Origin of the sequence: Pseudomonas sp. NPDC077451 (assembly GCF_044543345.1) — a bacterium.
Lineage (GTDB): Bacteria > Pseudomonadota > Gammaproteobacteria > Pseudomonadales > Pseudomonadaceae > Stutzerimonas.
In genome coordinates, this window is sequence record NZ_JBITVX010000003.1 from 1 (window position 1) to 24950 (window position 24950).

17 protein-coding genes are annotated in these 24950 nt (G+C 60.4%); 11 read left to right on the plus strand and 6 right to left on the minus strand.

Going from position 1 to position 24950, the window contains the following annotated elements; all coding sequences use genetic code 11:
- Positions 1-400: 400 nt before the first annotated feature.
- From smc to ligA, 3 genes are all read left to right on the plus strand, one after another.
- Positions 401-3889, plus strand: coding sequence for a chromosome segregation protein SMC (smc, locus tag ACIGHL_RS06645; RefSeq protein WP_216706841.1), 3489 nt, complete (start codon positions 401-403; stop codon positions 3887-3889).
- Between the two features lie 182 nt (positions 3890-4071).
- Positions 4072-4890, plus strand: coding sequence for a cell division protein ZipA (zipA, locus tag ACIGHL_RS06650; protein WP_128121370.1), 819 nt, complete (start codon positions 4072-4074; stop codon positions 4888-4890).
- A gap of 333 nt (positions 4891-5223) precedes the next feature.
- Entirely contained in the window at positions 5224-7590 is a 2367-nt protein-coding gene (ligA, locus tag ACIGHL_RS06655; protein ID WP_128121369.1) for an NAD-dependent DNA ligase LigA, read from the plus strand.
- A gap of 153 nt (positions 7591-7743) precedes the next feature.
- Here the strand turns inward: ligA and queD are convergent, their stop codons facing one another.
- Positions 7744-8100 (minus strand): 6-carboxytetrahydropterin synthase QueD, encoded by a 357-nt coding sequence (gene queD / locus ACIGHL_RS06660; protein ID WP_127839145.1) that lies wholly within the window; start codon positions 8098-8100, stop codon positions 7744-7746.
- A gap of 181 nt (positions 8101-8281) precedes the next feature.
- Here queD and ACIGHL_RS06665 point away from each other — a divergent pair, with 181 nt between their 5' ends.
- The gene (locus tag ACIGHL_RS06665; RefSeq protein WP_128121368.1) at positions 8282-9598 is read left to right on the plus strand and encodes a Na+/H+ antiporter family protein; all 1317 of its coding nucleotides are present in this window, start codon (positions 8282-8284) and stop codon (positions 9596-9598) included.
- A 116-nt stretch (positions 9599-9714) separates the two neighbouring features.
- The gene (locus tag ACIGHL_RS06670) at positions 9715-10773 is read left to right on the plus strand and encodes an AI-2E family transporter (protein ID WP_128121367.1); all 1059 of its coding nucleotides are present in this window, start codon (positions 9715-9717) and stop codon (positions 10771-10773) included.
- Between the two features lie 32 nt (positions 10774-10805).
- Here ACIGHL_RS06670 and ACIGHL_RS06675 read toward each other — a convergent pair whose 3' ends face one another.
- Positions 10806-12794 (minus strand): PhoX family protein, encoded by a 1989-nt coding sequence (locus tag ACIGHL_RS06675; RefSeq protein WP_128121366.1) that lies wholly within the window; start codon positions 12792-12794, stop codon positions 10806-10808.
- Between the two features lie 143 nt (positions 12795-12937).
- On the opposite strand from ACIGHL_RS06675, the gene zapE reads away from it, so the two are divergent.
- Entirely contained in the window at positions 12938-14065 is a 1128-nt protein-coding gene (gene zapE, locus ACIGHL_RS06680; RefSeq protein WP_128121365.1) for a cell division protein ZapE, read from the plus strand.
- A gap of 3 nt (positions 14066-14068) precedes the next feature.
- Here zapE and ACIGHL_RS06685 read toward each other — a convergent pair whose 3' ends face one another.
- Positions 14069-14347: a peptidylprolyl isomerase gene (locus ACIGHL_RS06685; protein WP_128121364.1), complete on the minus strand. Its 279-nt coding sequence runs from the start codon at positions 14345-14347 to the stop codon at positions 14069-14071.
- 241 nt (positions 14348-14588) lie between these two features.
- On the opposite strand from ACIGHL_RS06685, the gene ACIGHL_RS06690 reads away from it, so the two are divergent.
- The 4 genes from ACIGHL_RS06690 (at position 14589) to gntR (ending at position 19262) form a co-directional block, all read left to right on the plus strand.
- Positions 14589-15740, plus strand: coding sequence for a gluconokinase, GntK/IdnK-type (locus ACIGHL_RS06690; RefSeq protein ID WP_128121374.1), 1152 nt, complete (start codon positions 14589-14591; stop codon positions 15738-15740).
- A 43-nt stretch (positions 15741-15783) separates the two neighbouring features.
- Positions 15784-17061 carry a TRAP transporter large permease gene (locus ACIGHL_RS06695; protein ID WP_128121363.1) on the plus strand — a complete coding sequence of 426 codons (1278 nt, stop codon included), beginning with the start codon at positions 15784-15786 and terminating at the stop codon, positions 17059-17061.
- 50 nt (positions 17062-17111) lie between these two features.
- Positions 17112-18128, plus strand: coding sequence for a TRAP transporter substrate-binding protein (locus ACIGHL_RS06700; protein WP_045427681.1), 1017 nt, complete (start codon positions 17112-17114; stop codon positions 18126-18128).
- A 114-nt stretch (positions 18129-18242) separates the two neighbouring features.
- Positions 18243-19262, plus strand: coding sequence for an HTH-type transcriptional regulator GntR (gntR, locus tag ACIGHL_RS06705; protein ID WP_128121362.1), 1020 nt, complete (start codon positions 18243-18245; stop codon positions 19260-19262).
- Between the two features lie 54 nt (positions 19263-19316).
- On the opposite strand, the gene ACIGHL_RS06710 is transcribed toward gntR, so the two are convergent.
- The gene (locus tag ACIGHL_RS06710) at positions 19317-20231 is read right to left on the minus strand and encodes a LysR family transcriptional regulator (protein ID WP_019339258.1); all 915 of its coding nucleotides are present in this window, start codon (positions 20229-20231) and stop codon (positions 19317-19319) included.
- Positions 20232-20377: 146 nt separating this feature from the next.
- On the opposite strand from ACIGHL_RS06710, the gene ACIGHL_RS06715 reads away from it, so the two are divergent.
- Positions 20378-21604 (plus strand): acyl-CoA dehydrogenase, encoded by a 1227-nt coding sequence (locus tag ACIGHL_RS06715; RefSeq protein ID WP_045427675.1) that lies wholly within the window; start codon positions 20378-20380, stop codon positions 21602-21604.
- 293 nt (positions 21605-21897) lie between these two features.
- Here the strand turns inward: ACIGHL_RS06715 and xylB are convergent, their stop codons facing one another.
- Positions 21898-23421: a xylulokinase gene (gene xylB, locus ACIGHL_RS06720; protein ID WP_128121361.1), complete on the minus strand. Its 1524-nt coding sequence runs from the start codon at positions 23419-23421 to the stop codon at positions 21898-21900.
- A gap of 11 nt (positions 23422-23432) precedes the next feature.
- Positions 23433-24911, minus strand: a complete 1479-nt coding sequence (locus ACIGHL_RS06725) for a mannitol dehydrogenase family protein (protein ID WP_128121360.1) — start codon at positions 24909-24911, stop codon at positions 23433-23435.
- Positions 24912-24950: the final 39 nt, after the last annotated feature.

Sequence of the window (24950 nt, forward strand, 5' to 3'; positions counted from 1 at the left end):
CCTAAGGGTGGATACGGCTTCCTGACCTTCCCCCGATGATCAGTCGGGAACTATCACCCCAACATAGCGTGGTAGTCGAGATACAAGGGTGGATGACGCTTTTCTCATCCACCGTGGCCCATCACCCATTTCTGCCGACCCGCAGTTGAGATGGCTGTAAGGCTGGGTCGAGCAACGCTTCGCTTCAGGCCGCCTTATCCTTCATTGTTGGTGGGCTGAAGCCCACCCTACGTCCTGGCGGTAGGCTCGAGATAGCTGCACTGCTGCGCAGGATGCGGTAAAAGCAGCGTGATAGACTCCGCGGCTTTATGCCAGCATCCACTCGACTTCAGGACTCCTTCCGATGTTCACGGCGACTCTGCTTGTTCATCCCTACGCTGACTGCCACGGATAGGCCTCCATGCGTCTGAAAAGCATCAAGCTTGCCGGCTTCAAGTCCTTCGTCGATCCCACCACGGTCAGCTTCCCCAGCAACATGGCGGCGGTGGTCGGCCCCAATGGTTGCGGAAAGTCCAACATCATCGATGCCGTGCGCTGGGTGATGGGTGAAAGCTCGGCGAAGAACCTGCGCGGCGAGTCGATGACCGATGTCATCTTCAACGGCTCGAACACCCGCAAGCCAGTGACCCAGGCCAGCATCGAACTGATCTTCGATAACTCGGACGGTACGTTGCTGGGCGAATACGCGGCGTTCACAGAAATCTCTATCCGCCGGCGGGTCACGCGTGACGCTCAGAACACTTATTTTCTCAACGGGGTGAAATGTCGTCGGCGCGACATCACCGACATCTTTCTGGGTACCGGTCTGGGGCCACGCAGCTATTCGATCATCGAGCAAGGCATGATCTCCAAGCTGATCGAGGCCAAGCCGGAAGACCTGCGTAACTTCATCGAAGAGGCGGCCGGCATCTCCAAATACAAGGAGCGCCGCCGCGAAACCGAAACTCGCATCCGCCGCACTCATGAAAACCTGGCTCGCCTGACCGATCTGCGGGAAGAGCTGGAACGTCAGCTGGAGCGCTTGCATCGTCAGGCGCAGTCGGCGGAAAAATATCAGGAGTACAAAGCCGAGGAGCGCCAGCTGAAGGCCCAGCTGTCGGCGTTGCGCTGGCAGGCTTTGAATGAACAGGTCGGCCAACGCGAGCAAGTGATCGGCGATCAGGAGGTCAGTTTCGAGGCGTTGATAGCCGAACAGCGCAACGCCGACGCCAGCATCGAGCGCTTGCGCGACGGCCACCATGACCTGTCGGAGCGCTTCAATCTGGTCCAGGGCCGCTTCTATTCCGTCGGCGGGGATATCGCCCGGGTCGAGCAGAGCATTCAGCATGGCCAACAGCGCTTGCGTCAGCTGCAAGACGATCTGCGCGAAGCCGAGCGAGCCCGGCTGGAAACTGAATCCCACCTGGGGCATGACCGCACCCTGCGTGCCACGCTTGGCGAAGAGTTGGCCATGCTTGAGCCGGAGCAGGAAATCGCAGGCGCGACGGCCGAAGAATCTGCCGCCCAGCTCGAAGAAGCCGAGGCGGCAATGCAGGTTTGGCAGGAACAGTGGGAGCGGTTCAACCAGCAGAGCGCCGAGCCGCGCCGGGCGGCGGAAGTCCAGCAGTCGCGCATCCAGCAACTGGAACAAAGCCTAGAGCGCTTGGCAGAACGTCAGCGGCGCCTTGAGGACGAGCGCGCCTCGCTCGCCAGCGATCCAGAGGACGCCGCGGTGGCCGAGATAAGTGAGCAGCTGGCCATTGACGAGCTGAGTCTGGAAGAGCTATCTGCGGCGCAAGAACAAACCGAGCAACAGCTTGAGCTGCTCCGCAAACAACTGCAGCAGGCGAGTCGCACCGAGCAGGAAGCGCTAGGCCAGTTGCAGCGTATGGGTGGCCGCATCGCTTCGCTTGAGGCCTTGCAGCAGGCTGCCATGGACCCGGGGAAAGGTGTTTCCGATTGGCTGCATGAGCGAGGGCTCGACCAGCGACCGCGTCTGGCCGAAGGGCTTCGCGTAGAGCCGGGTTGGGAGCTGGCGGTCGAGACCGTGCTGGGCGCAGATCTGCAAGCGGTGCTGCTGGACAGCTTTGACGAATTGGACCTGAACGGCTTCGAGCAGGGCGATCTGCGTCTGGTCAGCGCCACGCAGCGTGCCGGCGTGATCAGCGGAAGTCTGTTGGATAAAGTCGAGTCCGCCATGGACCTCTCGCCTTGGCTCGGCCGGGTGCGCACTGTGGACGACCTCGATCAAGCGTTGGCTGCACGTGGCTCACTCGGTGATGGCGACAGTCTGATCAGTCGTGATGGCTATTGGGTTGGTCGACATTTTCTAAGAATTAGACGGGCTGGAGAGGCCGAGTCCGGAGTGCTGGCGCGCAGCCAGGAACTGGCGCGTTTGCAGGCCGAACGTGATGAGTGCGAGGCGAACCTTGAGCAGTTGACGGAGCAACTCGGCCAGCTGCGCGAGGCACAACGCGAACAGGAGGAGCGCCGGGAGCAGCAGCGCCGTCAGCATCAGGATCTGTCTCGTCAGCAAGGCGAATTGAACGCTCGCCTGTCGGCCAGCCAGGCCAGGCTGGAACAGTTGAGCTTGCGTTGCCGCCGGCTGGACGAAGAGCTTGTCGTGCTTTCCGAGCAGCGCGTGTTGGAAACCGAGCAACTGGGCGAGTCGCGCCTGCATCTGCAAGATGCGCTCGACGCAATGGCCGCCGATACCGATCAGCGCGAGTCGCTGTTGGCAAGCCGTGACGGCATTCGCGAGCAGTTGGACCGGGTTCGCCAGGAAGCGCGGCAGCACAAGGATCACGCACATCAACTGGCTGTCCGAATCGGTTCGCTAAGAGCCCAGCATGATTCGATCCGCCAAGCGCTTGAGCGTCTTGAGCAGCAATTCGAGCGCGCCGTCGAGCGTCGTGAACAACTGAGTCTTAATCTGGAGGAGGGCGAGGCGCCACTCGAAGAGCTGCGCATGAAACTCGAGGAGCTGCTGGAGCGGCGCATGGGCGTTGAAGACGAGCTCAGGCTGGCACGCTTGGCCCTCGAAGACGCTGATCGCGAATTGCGAGATGCCGAGAAGCGCCGGACCCAGGCCGAGCAGCAGGCGCAGTTGCTGCGTGGCCAGCTGGAGCAGCAGCGGATGGACTGGCAGGCCCTTAGCGTTCGGCGTAAGACGGTGCAGGACCAGTTGCATGAGGAGGGCTTCGATCTGCATGGCGTACTGGCGACGCTGCCCGTCGAGGCCGGCGAGGCCGAGTGGGAAGTCGAACTCGAGCGTCTGGGTGCCCGCATCCAGCGCCTCGGGCCGATCAACCTCGCGGCGATCGATGAATATCAGCAGCAATCGGAACGTAAACGCTACCTCGACGCACAGAACGCCGACCTTGCCGAGGCGCTGGATACGCTGGAAAACGTCATTCGCAAGATCGACAAGGAAACGCGAAATCGCTTCAAGGAAACGTTTGATCAGATCAACAGTGGTCTACAGGCGCTTTTCCCAAAGGTTTTCGGTGGCGGCAACGCTTATCTGGAACTTACCGGGGAAGATTTACTCGATACCGGGGTGGCGATCATGGCGCGACCACCCGGGAAGAAGAACAGCACCATCCACCTGTTGTCAGGCGGTGAGAAGGCACTGACCGCGCTGGCATTGGTGTTTGCGATTTTTCAGCTCAACCCGGCACCGTTCTGCATGCTGGACGAAGTGGATGCGCCTTTGGATGACGCTAACGTCGGGCGCTATGCGCGTCTGGTCAAGGAGATGTCGGAAAAGGTGCAGTTCATTTACATCACGCACAACAAGATCGCGATGGAAATGGCCGACCAGCTGATGGGAGTCACCATGCACGAGCCGGGTTGTTCAAGGCTGGTCGCGGTTGATGTGGAGCAGGCGGTGGCGCTCGTGGAAGCTTGAGAGGCGCTCGCTTTGAAGCGCAGTGGAAGGTGTTCGTCGACCAATAAAAGAGCCGCGCCGGGCGGTGCAAATCTACCGTTCGTCGTGATAGTTTAGAGCGCAATTTTTACGATGCGCAGATGAGCCTGTTCAGCGGCTGTGAATCTGCGTCTTTATCATCGATTTCAGGGGTTCAAGCATTAATGGATATCGGTCTGCGCGAGTGGCTGATCGTCATCGGCATCATTGTCATCGCCGGCATTCTTTTTGACGGCTGGCGGCGGATGCGTGGTAGCAAGGGTAAGTTGAAATTCAAGCTGGACAGCAATATCACGAGCAATCTTCCCGATGAAGACGAGTCGAACGAATTGTTGGGCCCGCCGCGTGTCGTGAGTCGAAACAACGAGCCCTCACTGGACGAAACGGATCTTCCGCCGATGAGCGCACGTGAGACCGGTAAGCGTCGCACCGCAGAACCACGCCAAGGCGACCTGCATTTTTCCAGCGATGATGCTCCGGTCCCTACGCTGCTTGACCCGGTAGCGGATGATGAAAACAAACTCAGCGAGCCCAATGAGGACCTGCCTCCGGTAGAGGAAGTGCTGGTCATCAATGTGATATCCCGCGATTCGCATGGCTTCCGTGGTCCCGCTCTGCTGCAGAACATTCTCGAAAGCGGTTTGCGCTTTGGCGAGATGGACATCTTCCATCGCCACGAGAGCATGGCGGGTAACGGTGAAGTGCTGTTCTCCATGGCTAATGCGGTCAAGCCTGGAACCTTCGATCTGGACGACATTGATCATTTCACTACGCCAGCCGTGAGCTTCTTCCTCGGCCTGCCCGGTCCGCGCCATCCGAAACAGGCGTTCGATGTCATGGTCGCCGCTGCTCGGAAGTTGTCGCAGGAGCTGAACGGCGAACTCAAGGATGATCAGCGCAGCGTGCTGACGGCGCAGACCATCGAACACTATCGCCAGCGCATAGTCGATTACGAACGCAGGCAGATGACGGCTAAGCGTTGATCCAGAAAACCGCTCCCAGGAGCGGTTTTTTTAGGGTATTGATCCGTCTGGTCCCATCGAGCCTCGTAGGGTGGGCTTCAGCCCACCGAAGCCTTTTAGGTTAGCTCTGATGGTGGCCGAAGCCATCCCGGCCAACGATGACTCTGATTTCGCCTCTAAGTAGTCTTCGAAGACAAACTGATCTGCAGATAGCGGTCACGCCTCCGACCCCCTCCCGCCCGGTGCTCCATGCCATCACGCAAACAGGCTAAAATCCTGCGCAGAACATCAACTTAAGGTCGACCGGCGCGCTGCTTCTCGTCGGTCCAGCCTGCAGCTATGGCCTCACATACCATGACGTCCGCCCAGACCGCCGCACAACGCATTGCCGAACTTCGCAGCGAAATCGACGCCCACAACTACCGGTATTACGTGCTCGACGAGCCCAGCGTTCCTGACGCTGAATATGACCGCCTGTTCAATGAACTCAAAGCACTCGAAGCCGAGCATCCTGAGCTGGTCAGCCCGGACTCGCCTACCCAGCGCGTCGGCGGCGCGGCGTTGGCGGCCTTCGGCCAGGTCCGCCATGAGATGCCAATGCTCAGCCTGGGTAATGCATTCGAAGAACAGGACCTGATCGACTTCGATCGTCGAGCCCATGAAGGCCTGGACCTACCTTCAGGCGACCTGTTCGGCGGTGGCGTCGAGCTGGAATACAGCTGTGAGCCCAAGCTCGACGGTCTGGCCGTAAGCCTGCTTTACGAAAACGGCAAGCTGGTGCGAGGTGCGACTCGCGGGGATGGCAGCACCGGGGAGGACATCAGCGCAAACGTACGCACAGTGCGCAATATTCCGCTGAAGCTCCATGGCGACGGCTGGCCCGCGGTGTTGGAAGTGCGTGGCGAGATCTACATGCCCAAGGCAGGCTTTGAGGCGTTGAACGCACGTCAGCTGGAGGCGGGAAACAAGCCGTTTGCCAACCCGCGAAACGCCGCTGCGGGCAGCCTGCGCCAGCTGGATTCGAAGATAACCGCCAACCGCCCTCTGGAGCTCTGTGCCTATGGCGTAGGCCGCAGCGACGGTGATTTGCCTGGTACCCATATCGGCATCCTCGAGGCGCTCAAGGGCTGGGGCTTGCCGATCAGCCGAGAGCTCAAGCTGGCCAAAGGCGTGCAACAGTGCCGCGATTACTACCAGGCCATTGGGGCGAAGCGCGACGCGCTGCCTTATGAAATCGACGGCGTGGTGTTCAAGGTCAACTCGACGGCTCAGCAACGCGAGCTGGGCTTTCGTGCTCGCGAGCCACGTTGGGCGATCGCGCACAAATTCCCAGCACGAGAAGAAGTGACCGAACTGCTCGATGTGGAGTTTCAGGTCGGCCGCACCGGCGCCATCACCCCGGTTGCACGGCTGCAGCCGGTACAGGTCGCCGGCGTGACGGTATCCAATGCCACACTGCACAACATGGATGAGGTCGCCCGGCTGGGCGTCATGATCGGCGATACGGTGATCGTGCGTCGCGCCGGTGATGTCATTCCGCAGATCCTTGGGGTCATTCCGGAGCGCCGGCCCGACAGTGCGCGTGCCGTGCATGTGCCAGAGCATTGCCCAGTTTGCGGCTCGGCCGTCGAACGCACCCAGCTGATCAAGCGTAGCAAGGGGCGGGAATCGGTAAGTGAAGGTTCGATCTATCGTTGCGTTGGCCGCCTGGCCTGTCAGGCTCAGCTCAAGCAGGCAATCATCCATTTCGTCTCCCGCCGGGCCATGGACATTGATGGCCTGGGTGACAAGATTGTCGAGCAGTTAGTCGATGCAGGGCTGGTCAGCTCGCCGGCTGATCTCTATTGCCTGAGCTTCGACCAAGTTTTGGCATTGGAGGGCTTCGCCGAGGTTTCGAGCCGCAATCTGCTCAAGGCGATCGACGCCAGCCGCACGCCGTCCCTGGCGCGCTTCGTCTTTGCCCTGGGTATCCCGGATGTTGGCGAAGGCACTGCAAAATTGCTGGCGCGTGCCTTGGGGTCGCTGGATCGCATCAGTCGAGCATTGCCCGATGTGCTGGTCTATCTGCCGGATATCGGCCTGGAAGTCGCACATGAAATTCACAGCTTCTTCAACGATGATCATAACCAGTCCGTCATTGCGCAGTTGCGCACGCGCGGTGTGCAGTTGCAGGAGGAGGGCGACGTGCATCCTGAGTTCGCCGCCTGTGCGACGCTCGCTGGATTGCTCGACAAGCTGAATATCCCCTTTATTGCCGCCACCGGCGCCCAACGTCTCGCCGATCGTTTCGGCAGTCTGCAAAACATTATCGAAGCCGATTGGCTGGACCTGCGTCAGGTTGAACGGCTCAACGAAAAGGCGGCCCGCGCACTGCGCGACTATTTCGACGACCCGGCAAATGCTGTGCGCGCTCGTGCCATCGAAGCCCAGCTGAAGGAATTCGGCATGCATTGGCAGAGCGAAAGAAAGGCCGCGGAGGGCTTGCCGCTGGCCGGCCAGACTTGGGTGCTGACGGGCACGCTGGAAACCATGAGCCGGGACGACGCCAAGGCAAGGCTGGAAGCCTTGGGCGCAAAAGTTTCCGGCTCAGTCTCGGCGAAGACAAGTGTCGTGGTGGCTGGGCCGGGCGCCGGGTCTAAGTTGGCAAAAGCCAACGAACTGGGTCTTGAAGTGGATGACGAAGCGTCGTTTCTAAAGCGCCTTGCCAGCCTCGAAAGCTAGTCTTCAATCGGTGCGCGGCTGGGGCCTGCATGGCAGGTCCCGCTACGTGGACATGGACGCGAAGGTCACGCTGGTTTGCCAACGAGGCGCCATTTGCTGACTGATTTACCTGCCCGGCGAAGCGGGCAAAACAGCGCTGACGAGGCCGTGCGCTTACTGGCCGCGGTATTCGCAGCCACTGGTGCAGGTTTCATGGATGCGTATCCGCGAGAGCTCCGGTAATAACGGCTTCAGCTCGTTCCAGATCCATATCGCGAGATTTTCGCTGGTCGGGTTGTCGAGGCCCGGCAGATCGTTCAGATAGTGGTGGTCGAGCCGTTCGTAGATCGGGTTGAAAATCTGCTTGATCTCGCTGAAATCGCGGATCCAGCCTGTCTGGGCATTCACCTCGCCCTCAAGATAAATCGCGACTCGGAACGAGTGCCCGTGCAAACGGCCACACTTGTGCCCCTCGGGTACGTGGGGCAAGCGGTGGGCGGACTCGAAGGTGAACTCTTTGAATATTTCCACTGGTGCATCCGGATAAGGGCGAAAGGCGGCATTCTACTGCTTTGTACTCTCCTGTCGTTGCTGGACAGCAGCCTGCCAGGTGCTACTTCACCACTGCTTGCGCGGCGCTTTTGACACTCCCTTGAGCTTGGGGCACAGTGCCCGGCTTTTTATCGGCGTTCGCCGCTTTCGGGGAGTTGAAATGAATGCAGTGGTAGCGGCAGTCGGCATCATGCTGATTCTTAGCCTGTGCAGGGTCCATGTGGTGGTGGCGCTGATTGCGGGCGCTCTTGCTGGCGGCGTTTTGGGTGGATTGGGGCTGGAAGGGACCCTCGCCGCGTTCAACAAGGGACTGGGTGGCGGCGCGACGGTAGCGCTTTCCTACGCTTTGCTGGGTGCGTTCGCTGTTGCGATCGGCAAGAGCGGGTTGGCCCATGCGCTGGCTGATCGCGCGCTGGCCATGGTAGGCAAACGCGAATCGGAGTCGGCTGGAGCCGTGAAGTGGTTGATGATCGGTCTGCTGCTGGCGGTCGCTGTGTCGTCGCAGAATATCCTGCCGATCCATATCGCCTTCATCCCGCTGCTGGTGCCGCCGTTGCTCTACGTGCTGAGCAAACTGCAGATCGACAGACGTCTGATTGCTTGCGTACTGGCGTTCGGTCTGGTCACACCCTACATGTTCCTGCCGGTGGGCTTCGGCAGCATCTTTCTGCATGAGATTCTGCTGGCGAACGTAGCCAAGAGCGGTGCTGACATCGCCGGAATCAACGTCAGCCAGGCCATGCTGATTCCAGCTATCGGCATGCTGACCGGGCTGCTGATCGCCATGTTCAGCTATCGCAAGTCGCGAACGTACGACCTGACCAAAGTCGACCAGTCGAAGGCAATTAGTGTCAGCTACAGCCCGCTGACCTTGTTGGTTGCAGGGCTAGCGGTCGCAGCCTCTTTTGTTGTTCAGCTGTGGTTGGACTCGATGATCATCGGTGCGCTGGTCGGGTTCGTGACGTTTTCCGTATCTGGCGTGGTGCGCTGGAAGGAGGCCGATGACCTGTTTACCGAGGGCATGAAGATGATGGCCATGATTGGCTTCATCATGATTGCCGCAGCGGGATTTGCCGAAGTGATGCGCGAGACCGGCGAGGTAAAAACCCTTGTCGATGCGTCTGCAGCCTGGATTGGTAACAGTAAGGCCGTCGGCGCGCTGCTGATGCTACTGGTGGGGTTGCTGGTCACCATCGGCATCGGTTCCTCTTTCTCGACAGTACCGATCATCGCAGCGATCTTCGTTCCGCTCGGGTTGGAGCTCGGCTTCAGTCCGCTGGCGATCGTCAGTCTTGTGGGCACGGCTGGAGCGCTCGGAGATGCCGGCTCGCCAGCATCAGACTCGACCCTTGGCCCAACCGCCGGGTTGAATGCTGATGGCCAGCACAACCATATCTGGGACACCGTGGTGCCAACCTTCCTGCACTACAATCTACCGCTACTTGCATTCGGCTGGATGGCCGCGATGACGCTCTAACGCTTCCCGGGTGACGCACGCGTCGTTGTTGCAACGGCGCGTTCACTCCATCTCTATCAGCACTCCTGACGACAATCGCTGACTAACGGATACAACCGCAGCGATAGGATGCATTCGTGAAATCAACCCTTGAGCAGAAAGTCTTTCTTGCTCTGTTGCTCGTCGTAAGCATTGCCTTCGGCTGGATACTTTATCCGTTCTACGGGGCGGTGTTTTGGGCCGTCATTCTGGCAATTATCTTTTCGCCGCTGCAACGCCGATTGCAACGCCATATGGGGTACCGGCGAAACCTGACAGCGATCATTACTTTATTGGTTTGCCTGATCGTTGCGGTGCTCCCAGTGATTCTGATTACCGGTCTTCTGGTCCAGGAAGGTTCGTCGCTCTACCAACAGATGGAAAGTGGTGAGCTTGACGTCGGCCAGTTCGTGGGTGGGATGAAGAACCTGCTGCCGGACTCGCTGCAGCAGCAGCTGCAACGCTTCGGTTTTGGCAATCTGGATCAGATGCGTGAACGCCTTGCCAGTGGCGCGTTGCAGGGCAGCCAGTACCTTGCGACCAAGGCGTTCAGTTTCGGACAGGGCACCTTTCAGTTCCTCGTCAGCTTTTTTGTGATGCTGTATTTGCTGTTCTTCTTCATCCGGGACGGGCGCGAGCTGGTTGTGAAAATCCGCCGCGCGCTGCCGCTAAGCGATAACCAGAAACGCAGGCTGTTCAGCAAGTTCACCCGGGTGGTTCGCGCCACTGTCAAAGGCAACATCGTGGTGGCAGCTACTCAGGGATTTCTCGGCGGGGTGATCTTTGCGATTCTTGGGATACCGGCATCGTTGCTCTGGGGCGTGCTGATGGCGTTTCTATCCTTGCTGCCCGCAATCGGTGCCGGCCTGATATGGACGCCGGTTGCGATCTACTTTCTGGTACAGGGCATGGTCATCCAGGCCGTGATACTGACGCTCTACGGCATTCTGGTGATTGGCTTGGTAGACAATTTCCTCAGGCCGGTCCTGGTGGGTAAGGACACCAAGATGCCTGATTATCTGGTGCTGATCTCGACGTTGGGCGGTCTCGCCCTGTTTGGCCTAAATGGCTTCGTCATAGGGCCGCTGATTGCTGCCTTGTTCATGTCGTCGTGGGCCTTGTTCATCACCCCTGACGCTAAACCTACACCCGAGTAGGCGTCCGGGCGGAGCCGGACGCCGCTCTTGGGCTAGAGAATACGCCCGCCATCGTCACGCGTGATGATCACCGTCGCCGAACGCGGCCTGCGGCCAGGGCCGTCGGGCCAGGTGCTGGTGTATTCCGTTGGCGTTGATCCTTCCCCCGGGTGCTGAATGTTCACAAACAGCGTGCGGAAGTCCGGAGTAGCGGTGATACCGGTCACTTCGGCTCCCTTGGGGCCGACCAGGAAGCGCTTGGTTTCGCCGCTCTTCGGGTCCGAAATCAGCATCTGGTTGTTGCCGAAGGGGCCGCTTCTGAGCTGACTTCCGCTCATGTCGGTCTGGATCCAGAGTCGTCCTTCCTCGTCGAACCAAAGCCCGTCCGGGCTCGCCATGATGTTTTCGTCAGTCAGTGGCCGACCGCGCGGATCTCGGCTGTCACTCTGTGGCCCGGCGAGCAAGTACAGATCCCACTGGAACTGCGTGCCAATCTGATTCTTGCCAAGCTCACGCCAACGGATGATGTGCCCGGTGGGGTTCGGCGCGCGAGGGTTGGCTGCGTCGGCTTCCTCCCGCGAGCTGTTGTTGGTGAGCGTGAAATACACCTCACCGGTGTCGGGATGAACGGCGCCCCACTCAGGGCGGTCCATTTTGGTCGCGCCAACGATGTCTGCTGCCAGACGGGTATTGATCAGTACTTCGCCCTGATCGGCAAAGCTGACGTTTGCTGCAGCGCAAGCCTGCTGGAAGGCCGCGTCTTCGATATCCAACGCTAGCCAGTCGCCGCTGCCGTCCGGGTTGAAGCGCGCGACATATAGAGTGCCATCGTCAAGTAGCCGGCCGTCGCTGCGCTGCGGGCGGTACTTGTCGCGACTGATGTACTTGTAGATGTATTCGTTCTGCGAATCGTCGCCGGAGTAGCAGACGAGCGGCCAGCCCGGTTTGGTAGGTGCAAACACCAAGCCTTCGTGGCCAAAGCGGCCCAGCGCAGTGTGCTTGATCGGAGTGGAATCCGGGTCGAAGGGGTCGATTTCGACAATCCAGCCAAACGTATTGGGTTCGTTACGATAGTCGGCTCGCGGATCTGCGGCTGTCGTGGTCGCATCGAAACGCTCGAATTCGTCGCCGCGGACGGTCTCCCAGCCGTAACGCCCGCTCGAACGAAGGCCGTAGCGCTCCAGGTGGCGAGGCAATTCAGCGTCTCGCGTTGCGAAATAGCCTGCCCAGTTTTCTTCGCACGTCAGGTAGGTACCCCATGGCGTGTAGCCATTCGCGCAGTTGTTCAGCGTGCCGCGGGTCGACGTACCGCTCGGGCTGTAGCGGGTTTGCATCAGCTCATGGCCACGAGCCGGGCCTTCGATATGCATCGGTGTCGCGCCGGTTATGCGGCGGTTGCGCGCGGATGGCAGTACCGACCAGTCTCCCTGAGGGCCACGGCGTACCTCGACGACCGAAACACCGTGCGCGTTGATCTCCTTGCGCACTTCATCGGCATCCACGCGTTTGCCATTGACCACCGTTGGGCCGTTGGGATGCAGCAGCGGGGCATCAATGTACTCGTGATTCAGTACGAGCAGGCCGTGATCACTTTTACGGCCCTTGAAGCGCGCGTCCATCGGGAAGAAATGCATGCCGTCGTGATGCATGCCGGTCTGTTGAGCCTGGTCTTCCGCGCTGTTGCTGGCGTCTTCCAGAAAGGCGGGGTAGCTACCGCAGATTGGCGTGCCCCACGGAATGAACGTCTTCGCGGAAAAACCGGCTGGGACGGTGATGGTGTCAGCGCGGGTTACCGGCACTGCACCAAAGGGGAGGCGATTACGAAGCTGGAAGGGCTGACCACTGCCGATCTTGGCCGGCTCGGCTGCTCCTGCTATCGAAGGCAAGCCGCCCAGAAAGGCAAGCGCACCGAACGCTGCTCCGCTCGCCACGACCTTGCGACGGCCTTGGTTAATGACATCTTGGATGTGAGGGTTGGCGGAATGGTTACTCGGCAGTTCATCGCCGTTGCCGAACAGTATGTTTTGACTATCGTCAGTCACGGTGCAGCTCCATAGGTAATCGACGGAACTGTGACGTTATGTGCTGCTTGCGACAGCTTTATGACACAGGTTTCGCGGTCGACGAGCGGTACGTGTCTCATGTCTGCGGTACCATCGCAGCCTGTTTCGGAACGGCCGCTCAAATGAACACTAGCGCTCCGCTTGCCTTGTATCGGCAAGCCATCGCCCGTGAGGGCTACGTCAGTGATGCAGCTCAGCTGCGCACCGTGGAACAGCTGCAGCATTGCTATGAGACGCTGCATGGCAACGTGGCCGGTGAATTGCGCTGCGGTGTGTATTTGTGGGGCCCGGTCGGGCGCGGCAAGACATGGCTGATGGACATGTTCCATCGCAGTCTCAAGGTGCCGGCGAGGCGTCAGCATTTTCACCACTTCATGCGCTGGGTACACATTCGTCTGTTTCAGCTCAACGGCACGTCAGATCCGCTACAGGCGTTGGCGACGGAGCTGAGCGAAGACGTGCGGGTGCTGTGTTTCGACGAGCTGTTCGTAGCGGATATCGGCGATGCGATCATCCTGGGCCGGCTGTTTCAGGTGATGTTCGAGCAGGGCGTGGTGATCGTTGCGACGTCCAACCAGCCACCTCATCAGCTCTATGCTGATGGTTTCAACCGCGAGCGCTTCCTGCCTGCCATCGATGCGATCGAGCGCCACATGCGGGTAATAAACGTGGACGGTGGTGCTGATCATCGCTTGCGTCCAGGTGTGGGCGAGCAGCGTTATTGGGTCCGTGATCCCCGCGAAGACGGGGTGCTACGTTCGGTCTTCGACAGGTTGAACGGCGGGGCGATTGCTACGACCGAGCCGGTTCTCATCGGACGCCGGCCGCTTCAAGTTGTGTGTAGTAGCGACTCCGTCCTCTGGTGTCGCTTTGCAGACCTGTGCGCACAGCCATTCTCGGCGCTGGATTTCATCGAGCTATGCGATCGCTACCAGGCGATCCTGATTGGCGACGTGCCGCGGTTGGGCAGCGAACAGCGCGAAGGGCGCATCGCTCGTGGAACCGAGGATGGTGCGGTGCGGGTGGAGGCGGGGGATCGTGAGCTACCCAAGTTGGCTGCTCACGATGATAGTGTCCGGCGATTCATCGCTCTGGTGGATGAATGCTATGACCGGGGGGTGCCGCTGTATCTCGAAGCCCAGGTCGCCATGGACGAACTTTACACCGAGGGCTATCTGTCCTTTGCCTTTCGCCGCGCGCTGAGCCGATTGCGCGAGATGCAGTTGCAGCGTTTCGGTAGGGCCGATTAAGTCTCAGTCGCGGTAGAACACCTGCACGAGGTGATAGCCGAACTGGCTTTTGATTGGACCATGCACTTCACGCAGCGGCTTTTTGAAAATCACCTGATCGATGCTGCGCACCATCTGCCCCGGTCGAACTTCGCCTAGATCACCGCCTTTCTTGCCCGACGGGCAAGTCGAAAACTTCCTCGCTAACACATCGAAGGCTTCGCCGTTGGCGATGCGATTTTTCAGCTGCGCAGCTTCAGCTTCGGTGTTGACCAGGATGTGACGGGCCATGGCTTTCGGCATTGTGGATCTCCTCGGATGCGGCGGCGATTGTAGTCATCCAGCCCGGGAAACCGAAGCGGGAATCGGATGGGATCGACCTTTGATCTGCAAACAAACCCGACGAACGGTGTTTATGGTTGCTGTATGTTAGCGCTACCATTCGGTCCACAAACATAATGTGGCACAACGATGCCGCCGGAGACCGACAGTGGATTACCACTCCCACAGCGAATTTCCCGCAAATCGCCGCGCATTGGTGGTCATGGGTGTCAGTGGTTCGGGCAAGACCGAAACCAGCCATGCCGTGGCCGATGCCTTGGGCTTTCGACACATCGAAGCCGATCATTTCCATCCCGAAGAAAATGTTGCGCGCATGCGTGCCGGCACGCCTTTGTCGGATGCCGACCGGGTCGAGTGGCTGCAAAGGCTCGTTATCGAAATGCAGCGTGCCATCGAGGACGACGTTGGCTTCGTTCTCGCCTGTTCTGCCCTGAAGCGCCGTTACCGCGACCTGTTGCGCGACGCCGTGCCTGGCTTGTGCTTCGCGCACCTGTCCATCGACTACGAGACGGCGATCCAGCGCGTCGGTGGGCGCGCCGGGCATTTCATGCCGATTTCGCTGGTGGACAGCCAGTTCGCGACGCTCGAGTCGCCGGCAGGCGAGCCCCACGTGCTTGTTGTCGATGCCAGCCAGCCGCGAGAGCAGGTCCTGAACGAGATCACCCGCTGGATGAATCAGGACGGCGGTTTGGCTATCAATGCCAACGAAGACCTTTCCGCGGCTCCGCTTGATAGCGCTAACAAGCGCAGCGGCGAGCACGGCGGTCAGCGCAGTAGCGAGCCTTCCAACATGGTGAATAGTCTGGACGTCGAGCCCAAGGGCGCCGAGCTGACTACCCACGCCATTTATGGCGGCAAATTTGCTCAGGGCTTCGATCGAATTACGGATTGGCTGATGGCAGCGCTGCTGGCCTTCATGGTCATCGTGGTGTTCAGCAGTGTGGTCTTGCGCTATGCCTTCGGTACTGGTTGGACGGGCGCAGAAGAGCTGTCGAGGCTGGCCTTCGTTTGGCTGGTGTTCGTCGGTGTGGCTTCGAGCATGCGCCGAGGCGAGCTGATGGCCTTCAGCATGATTCGTGACCGGTTTCCGCATCTGCTCCGCCGGCTGGTGGACTCGGTCAGCTGGATCATGGTCGCAGTGGCCAGTGCGTTGGCCGCAATGGGCGGATGGAATCAGATGCAGTTCGGCTGGACCATCAACAGCCCGGTGGTGGGGTATCCGCTGGCCGTGGCCATGGTTCCGGTCGCGGCCAGCATGGTCGCACTCGCTGTCCTTGCGCTGATCCAGCTGGTGAATGTCTGGCGTCGACAGCCGCCGTTACCCATCGCCGAAGCCAACGTAACGGCCGATTGATCCCCGATAACAACAAGGGCATGCGCCCACCCGAGGTCCGTACATGACTGTCGTCGTCTTCTTATCGTCATTGTTTGGCTTCATGGCCTTCGGTATGCCGATTGCCTTCGCGCTGATTCTTACCGGCGCGGTGCTGATGTGGTACCTGGATTTCTGGGATGTGCAGCTGCTGGCGCAGAACCTTCAGGCCGGTGCCGACAGCTTTCCGCTGTTGGCTGTGCCGTTCTTCATTCTGGCTGGCGAGTTGATGAATGCGGGCGGCATCTCGCGCCGGATCATCAACATGGCGCAGGCCTACTTCGGCCATAAGCGCGGGGGCCTTGGCTATGTGGCGATTGCGGCGTCGGTCCTGCTGGCAAGCATGTCCGGCTCAGCCCTTGCCGATACCGCCGCGCTGGCGACACTGTTGCTCCCAATGATGCGTGAGCGCGGTTACCCGCTGAGCTCGTCTTCGGGCTTGGTGGCCGCCGGCGGCATCATCGCGCCGATCATTCCGCCGTCGATGCCGTTCGTGATCTACGGCGTTGTCACCAACACCTCCATCAGTCAGCTGTTCCTTGCCGGTATGGTGCCGGGCCTGATCATGGGCGTAGGACTGGTGGTGGCCTGGACGATGATCGCCCGCCGGATCGATGAACCCCCACAGGAAAAAGCCAGCGGAGCTGAACGCCGCAAGGCGCTGGTCGATGGCGCGGCTGCGCTGATGCTGCCGGTGATCATCGTGGGTGGCTTGCGTTTCGGTCTGTTCACGCCGACCGAGGCCGCCGTGGTGGCGGCGGTCTATGCATTGCTGGTGTCAACGCTGCTGTACCGCGAACTGAGCTGGAACGGTGTGGTCGAGGTGTTGACCCGCGCCAGCCGCACCACGGCGTCGGTCATGTTCCTTTGCGCTGCTGCGATCGTCTCCGCCTACATGATTACGCTAGCTCAGCTGCCGGACGAGATCGCTTCGATGCTCGGCCCGCTGGCGGAAGATCCCAAGCTGCTGATGGTCGCCATTATGGTGTTGATGATCGCTATCGGCATGGTGCTCGACCTGACCCCGACCATCCTGATTCTCGGGCCGGTGTTGGCGCCGATTGCAGTGAAGGCCGGAATCAACCCGGTGTACTTCGGCGTAATGTTCGTGCTGATCGGCTCGATCGGGCTGATCACGCCACCCGTTGGCACGGTACTCAACGTTGTCGGCGGAATAGGGCGGCTGCGCATGGAAACGCTGGTGCGCGGTGTCATCCCGTTCTTCCTCATCTATCTGGCCATCGTGGTCCTGTTGATTGCAGTGCCGTCGATTATCACCGTGCCGTTGGAATGGCTACGGTGACCGAGGCTTGAGCTTCACCCTTCATCCACAACAACAAAAGGTAAGTGAACATGAAACGATTTCTCATCGCGGCCCTGGCCGCCACTACGCTTAGCAGCGCTATCACCGCAGTGACCGCTCAGGCAGCCGACGATATCCGGCCACGGATGATTCGCTTCGGCTACGGGCTCAACGAAGACAGCAATCAGGGGCGCGCCGCGAAGCTGCTGGCCGAGGAGATCGCCAAGGCGTCCGATGGCAAGCTCAAGGTTCGTACTTTCGGTTCTGCCAGCCTGGGTTCTGATGATCAGATGCAGAACGCATTGATGGGCGGCGCTCAGGAAATGATGGTTGGTTCGACGGCTACTCTGGTCGGTGTTGCCGAAGAAATGGCGGTCTGGGACACGCCGTTCCTGTTCGAGAGCGAGAAGCAGGCCGATCACGTGCTGGATGGCCCGGTCGGTCAGAAGGTCATGGATGCGCTGGAAGAAAAGGGCCTCGTTGGCTTGGCGTATTGGGAAAACGGCTTCCGTAACCTGACCAACAACGTGCGTCCTGTCGAGAAGCTGGAAGACTTCGACGGCATCAAGTTGCGCGTGATGCCAAACCCTGTGTTCATCGATACCTTCAAGCTGATGGGCGCCAACGCTGTCCCGCTGCCGTTCTCCGAGCTGTTCACGGCACTGGAAACCAAGGCAGTCGACGGCCAGGAAAACCCCTATAACACCATCCTCTCGTCCAAGTTCTACGAGGTACAGAAGTACCTGAGCGTGACCAACCACGTGTACAGCCCCTGGATCGTCACGGCATCCAAGCGCTGGTGGGATGGCCTGTCGAAAACCGAACAGGACATCATCATGAAGGCGGCGCAGACGGCGCGTGATTTCGAACGTGAGGACACTCGCGCCGAAGCCCGCGAGGCCCTGGCCAAGATCAAGGAGCAGGGTATGGAGGTGAACAAGGTCAGCCCGGAAGAGATCCAGCGCATGCGGGAACAGGCTAAACCGGCCATCCAGACCGTGATCGATACGGTTGGCGAGCCTCTGTTCAACGAAGTACAGGCAGCGGTCGAGAAAGCCCCGAAGTAATCGGACGCGCCCCATGCAGGCCATGTAAAACCCAGCGAGCGATAGCGTTCGCGTGACCTGCTTAGGGGCGCCTTCCCGTATAGAATCTCCGCCCCCTCGCTGCTGGATCCCGCTATGAGCTCTCGCCGTCGCCGTTCGCTGGAGCGGGCCACATTATCCGATGTGGCTCGCACTGCCGGTTGTTCGCTGATGTCCGCCTCGCGTGCGCTGTCGCAACCCGAACGGGTGTCGGACGCCTTGCGCGAGCGGGTGATGGCTGCGGTCAAAACCTTGGGTTACGTCCCGCATACGGCAGCGCGAAACCTGGCGAGCGCACGTTCGAATCTTGTCGCGGTGATCATTCCGTCGCTGTCGAACGCCGTGTTCGTCGATACCGTCGAAGCCATTCAGCGTGTGCTAATGCCGGCGGGTTACGAGCTGATGATCGGCGTCAGCCATTACCATCCCGAGGAAGACGAACGCCTGTTGCGTGCCTACCTCGCGCATCAACCGGCGGGGCTGCTGGTCACCGGTTTCGAGCGCAGCGACGCCGCGCGCGAAGTGCTCGGCAGCTACACCAGTCCGATTGTGACGCTGATGGAGCTGAGCGAAGCCGACGAGGAGTACTGCGTCGGTTTTTCCCAGCTTGAAGCCGGTGCGGCCATGACCCGCAAGCTGCTCGAGCGCGGCTACCGCAACATTGCCTTTGCGGCTGCGCAGCTTGACCCCCGAACCCTGCAACGTGCCGAAGGCTATCGGCAGGTCATGCGCGAGGCCTCGCGTTACGATGCCGCACTTGAACTGCTCACACCGCAGGTTTCGTCCATCGGGCTGGGCGCCGAGTTGCTCGATCGGTTACTGGCGCAGCATCCAGAAATCGATGCAATTTTCTTCAACAACGATGACTTGGCGTTGGGCGCACTGTTTCGTGCTCGCCAGCTGAACTTGGCCGTGCCGGAGCGGCTGGCGGTTGCCGGGTTCAACGACTTGCCGGCCGCGGCCTGGATGCACCCGGCGCTGACCACGGTCCGTACCATTCGCGGCGAGATTGGCAAGCTGGCTGGGCAAATGTTGCTGAGCCTGATGCGCGGCGAGTCGCCACCGCAGCGGCGTATCGATGTAGGTTTTGAAGTGGTGATGCGCGAAAGCGCATGAGTCAAACCGGCACGCATTGCACGTGCCGGCCGATCTGGCATTTAAGCGGGCAAATCAGTCGGCCTGCTGCGCCGCCGTAACCTGCTGAGCGATCTCAATCATTTGTTCGCGCATCCAGCGGTTGGCCGGGTCCTGATCGGTGCTCTCGTGCCAGTAGATGTGTGTCTCCAACGGTGGGATATCCACCGGCAGTGGCACCTGATACAGGTCATGACGCCGGGCGAAACGCTCAGGAACCGTCACTGCCATATCAGTCTGCTGAATCACCTGGGTGGCCATCATGTAGTGCTGCGAGCGCAAGGCGATTTTGCGCTGTTGGCCCATCTTGCCGAGTGCCAGGTCAACCATGCCCAGCCCGCTGCGACGGCTGGAAATATGGATATGCGACAACGAGAGGTATTCCTCGACGCTGAGCTTGTCCTTAGCCAGTGGGTGTCCGCGGCGCATGGCACAGACGTAGCGGTCCTCCAGCAGCTTGACGTGGCGCACCTGCGGATCGGTATTCAACGGTGCGTCCATGGCGAAATCCAGGCGTCCGGCCGCCAATTCCTTCGTGGTTTCGCGGCGTTTGGCGAGCATGCTTTCGATTTTCACGTTTGGCGCCAGTCGACGCAGGCGCTGGAACAGCGGCGGCAGCACCACGGCCTCGGTTAGGTCGGTCATGCTGATTCGAAAGGTCTTGTTTGCCTGCAGCGGATTGAAGGTGCGGCTTTCCTGCACCGATACCCGAAGAAGCTGCAGCGCATTGCGCACAGGGCCGATGATGTTCTGCGCCATCGGCGTCGGCACCATGCCTTGCGCGGTGCGCACAAATAGCGGGTCGTTGAAGGTTTCCCGCAGGCGGGCCAGTGCGTTCGAAACGGCCGGCTGGGTGATGCCGACGATCTGCCCGGCGCGGGTCAGGTTCGCTTCGGTGTAGATCGCGTCGAAGACGATGAAAAGATTCAGATCGACCTTGTTCAGGTTCATTGTTGTGCTCTCCGGCGTGTATCGGAATTCGCCGATCATATATCGGTGATGAATGTTTATACACGAGGAAAATAGCTTAGATAAATCACCAGGCCTCCTCTAGCATTCAAAACTACAAAACATTACCTGCCAGAAGGTTGTCGCCCATGGATTTCGCCTACTCCCCGAAGGTTCAAGAGCTGAGAGAGCGCGTGCAAGCGTTCATGGATGCTCACGTCTATCCCGCCGAAAAGGTCTTCTATCAGCAGGTTGCAGAGGGTGACCGCTGGCAACCGACCGCCATCGTCGAGGAGCTTAAGGCCAAGGCAAAAGCCGAGGGTCTATGGAACCTGTTTCTGCCAGATTCCGAGCTGGGCGCCGGCCTGACCAACACCGAATACGCGCCGCTGGCAGAAATCATGGGCAGCTCGGGCCTTGGCCCGGAGGCATTCAACTGCTCGGCGCCGGACACCGGCAACATGGAGGTGCTGGTTCGCTACGGCAGCGAAGCGCACAAGAAGCAGTGGCTGGAGCCGTTGCTGCGCGGCGAGATCCGTTCGGCCTTCGGCATGACCGAGCCAGGCGTGGCTTCGTCCGACGCCACTAATATGGAAGCCCGCGCTGTTCGCGAGGGTGACGAATGGGTCATCAATGGTCGCAAGTGGTGGACCTCAGGTGCCTGCGACCCGCGTTGCAAGGTGATGATCTTCATGGGACTGACCAACCCGGACGCACCGCGCCATCAGCAGCACTCGATGATCCTCGTGCCGATGGATGCGCCGGGTCTGAAAGTGCTGCGTCCGCTGCCGGTGTTCGGCTACGACGATGCCCCGCACGGCCACGCCGAAGTGCTGCTGGAAAATGTTCGCGTGCCATACGAGAACGTGCTGCTGGGTGAGGGCCGAGGCTTCGAGATTGCTCAGGGCCGCCTCGGCCCGGGCCGTATTCACCACTGCATGCGCTCCGTCGGTGTAGCCGAGCGCGCATTGAAGCTGATGTGCGAGCGCTCGGTGAACCGCACGGCGTTCGGCAAGCCGCTGGCGCGACTGGGTGCCAACCTTGACCACATCGCTGAGTGCCGCATCGAGATCAACATGGCGCGCCTGCTGACGCTCAATGCCGCGTACATGATGGACACGGTGGGCAACAAGATCGCGGCGAGCGAGATTGCGCAGATCAAGGTTGTGGCGCCAAACGTTGCGCTGAAGGTGATCGACCGCGCTATTCAGATTCACGGTGGTGCCGGTGTGTCCGAAGACTTCCCGCTGGCCCACTGGTGGGCCATGCAGCGCACCCTGCGTCTGGCGGACGGCCCGGACGAGGTACACCGCGCTTCGATCGCCAAGCATGAACTGGGCAAGTACTTCCCGCGGGAAATGTTGCGTAGCCGTTGAGCCATCGGTAGGTCCGGGCAAAAAGGTAAAAGCAAAGCCACTCAAGTGGCTTTGCTTTATTTATGCACCGACAGTTGAGCTATTAAGGGCGAGCTCGTGTACCTGACTGCGCCAGGTCCCTTCAGGGCGACACTGTGCTCAGAGTGACCGTAGGGTGGGCTTCAGCCCACCAGCGAGGGGATCGGTGGGCTGAAGCCCACCCTACAAACGGCGCGCTGCCTGTAGGTGCGAGCCACCAGTGATTCCGCGCCCCGGTGTCGCTCAACGCCCGGTTCGAGAACAACGTCGGTTCATCACGGCGTGACTGTCGTCAGGTCCGGCGGGGTAGGTTGTCCGTAAGTGGCGATGACCAGCTCTCGATAACGCCGGTAAGCCTGTTCGTAGGCCTGAACGGCATCGGCTTCAGGCTCGACCGCGGTTGCCTCGTCAATACTGATGCAGCGCTCGCAAAGGGCTGCGAGGCTGGCATGCGAATCGCTCTGTCTCGCATGGCACCATGCAGCCTGAATCGCACCGCCGAGCGCGGCGGCCTCGCTATGAGTGGTGCAGACCACCGGTGTCGCCATCATGTCGGCGACGATCTGGCGCCATTGCGGGTTTTTCGCACCGCCCCCGATCAGCTGGATTCTTTCGCTGCGAATGCCGTTTTTGCGTAGCAGATCCAGCCCGTAGCGTAGGCCGAATGTCACGCCTTCAAGCACTGCGCGGCAGAGATTGGCCCGAGTCAGGTTGTCTGCAGTCAGGCCGTGCAGGCTGGCTGTGGCCTGGGGCAGGGCAGGCACGCGCTCGCCATTCAGGAATGGCAGCAAGGTGACGCCTTCGGCTCCAATCGGCGCCTGCGCCACCAGGACATTGAATTGATCGAAGTCGAGCTGGAGCAGATCGCGAATGGCGCCGTTCGCGTTAGTCAGGTTCATGGTGCAGATCAGCGGCAGCCATCCACCGCTGGACGAGCAGAACGTGGCGACCGCTGGCTGCTGGCTGATTCGTGGCTCTTCAGCAAAGGCGTACAAAGTGCCGGACGTGCCGAGGCTCATGGTGATGGCGCCCGGGCGGATATTAGCCGTACCGATGGCGCCCATCATATTGTCGCCACCCCCGCCCGAAACGATGGCGTCCGGGTTCAGGCCCAGGCGATGCGCCAGTTCCGGACGGAGCCTGCCGACAGCTTCATCAGGGGCAATCAGCTCCGGCAGCGCGGCTTCGAGTCGCCCACTGGCATCGATATGCCGCAGTATTTCCCGGTCCCAACGCCGCGTTCGGACGTCGAAGTAACCCGTGCCGGATGCATCGCCGTACTCGCTGCAGCAGCGGCCGGTCAGCCAGTAGTTCAGGTAATCGTGGGGCAGGAGGATGTGGGCGATACGCTCGAACAACCGGGGGTGTTGTTCTTTCATCCACAACAGCTTCGATACCGTGTATCCCGGCGCGATGACCACACCCAGCCTCTCCAGCGAACCGCGTTCACCACCCAGCCATTGCAATAGCCGCTGGTTTTCCTCGGCGGACTCGGTATCGCACCAGAGCTTGGCGGGCCTTAAAACCTGTCCATCGCGATCGAGTGTGACCAATCCGTGTTGCTGACCAGAAACACCGATCCCGAGCACCTGATCGCCCGTTACCCCGGCTTCGGCAAGCGCCGCCGCGGTTGCCGCTTCGAATGCAGCTGTCCATTGCTCGACATGCTGTTCGCGGCGGCCGTTTGGGCCGCTGATCAACTCGTGACCGGCCGAACCCTGGCCGAGCACCTGTCCGCTGGCTGCATCGAGCAGCAGTGCCTTGGTGCCCTGAGTGCCGCAATCGATACCGAGAAACATGGTCTGCTCCGTCAACGGGTTAGCAACAGATCGAGGGTGCCGCTTACGCCTAACGTGGTGAGGCGCAGCAGGTTGCGCTCGAACGCCTCGCGGAAGGCTGGCGAGCGGCCTATGTGATTGCCGAAGATCTCCTCCCGCCCGAGCAGGCGCTCGGCGAGCCCTTCATCCTCTTCGACCAGCGACTGGCAGAACTCTGCCCGTGGATCGGGGATTCGGTAGCGGTCACCATTTTCGTCTACGCCACGCAGATACAGCGCCCAGGCCGCTACCAGCAACGCTGCGCGATCAAGCTCGGCGCCATCAGCGATCAGCCGGTCGATGGTCGGTACGCTGAACTTGGGAAACTTCGACGAGCCGTCGGAACAGACGCGTTCCAGCTGGTCGGCGATGGCGCAATTGGAGAAGCGTTCGATCAGCGTCTGCTTGTACTGGGTGAGGTCTATCCCTGGCACGGGCGCCAGCTGCGGGGTGACGTCCTCGTCCATGTATTGGCGTATGTACTCAACGAATAAAGGGTCGGCCATGGTTTCGTGGACGAATCGATAACCGCGCAGGAAACCCAGATAGGTCAGCGCAAGGTGGCTGCCGTTCAGCAGCTTGATCTTCATTTCTTCGTAGGGCGTAACGTCGTCGGTGAACTGCACGCCGACGTTCTCCCAGGCCGGTCGGCCGGACACGAACTTGTCTTCAAGCACCCACTGAACGAAAGGCTCGCAAACCACCGGCCAGGCATCGTCGATGCCATGTTGCTGTTTCAGGTCCTTGCGATGGGCAAGGCTGGTCATCGGTGTGATGCGGTCAACCATGGCGTTGGGAAAGCTGACATAGCGCTCGATCCAGCTTGCCAGTTCGACATCGACCAGGCTGGCAAACGCCAGCGTCGCCTTGCGCGTGACGTCGCCGTTGTGCGGCAGGTTATCGCAGGACATCACCGTGAATGCCGGCAGGCCCTGTCCGCGACGCTTGGCCAATGCTGCGCACAGCAGGCCGAAGACGCTGATCGGGGTTCGAGGATTCTCTACGTCGTGCTGGATATGCGGCAGCTTGGCGTTGAATTCGCCAGTGCTGTCGTCCATGCAATAACCGCCTTCGGTGATGGTCAGCGAAACGATGCGGATCGCCGGATCGGCGAGCCGGGCGACCACGGCCTCGGAACCGTCTTCGGCCACTAGCAGCATCTCGCGAATGCTGCCCATCACGCGGACCTCGGTATCGGGCCGGTCGTCGAGTTCGACCAGCGTGTAGAGGTAATCCTGCGAGGCGAGGGCGTCGCGCATGGACGATTCGTCGGCGCGCGTGCCGATGCCGCATATGCCCCAGTCGAGCCCTTCGCCAGTGTTCATCAACGCATCGGTATAGGCCGCCTGGTGGGCGCGATGGAAGCCACCCACGCCAATGTGCGCAATGCCAGCGGTGACGTCGTTCAGGGCGTAGGCAGGACGCGCGATGTGCGCCGGCAGCTGTGGCAGATTCTGTCGTTTCAACTTCATGTCAGGCCTCGCTGGGCGTAAGAATGGAAAAGCCGGGGG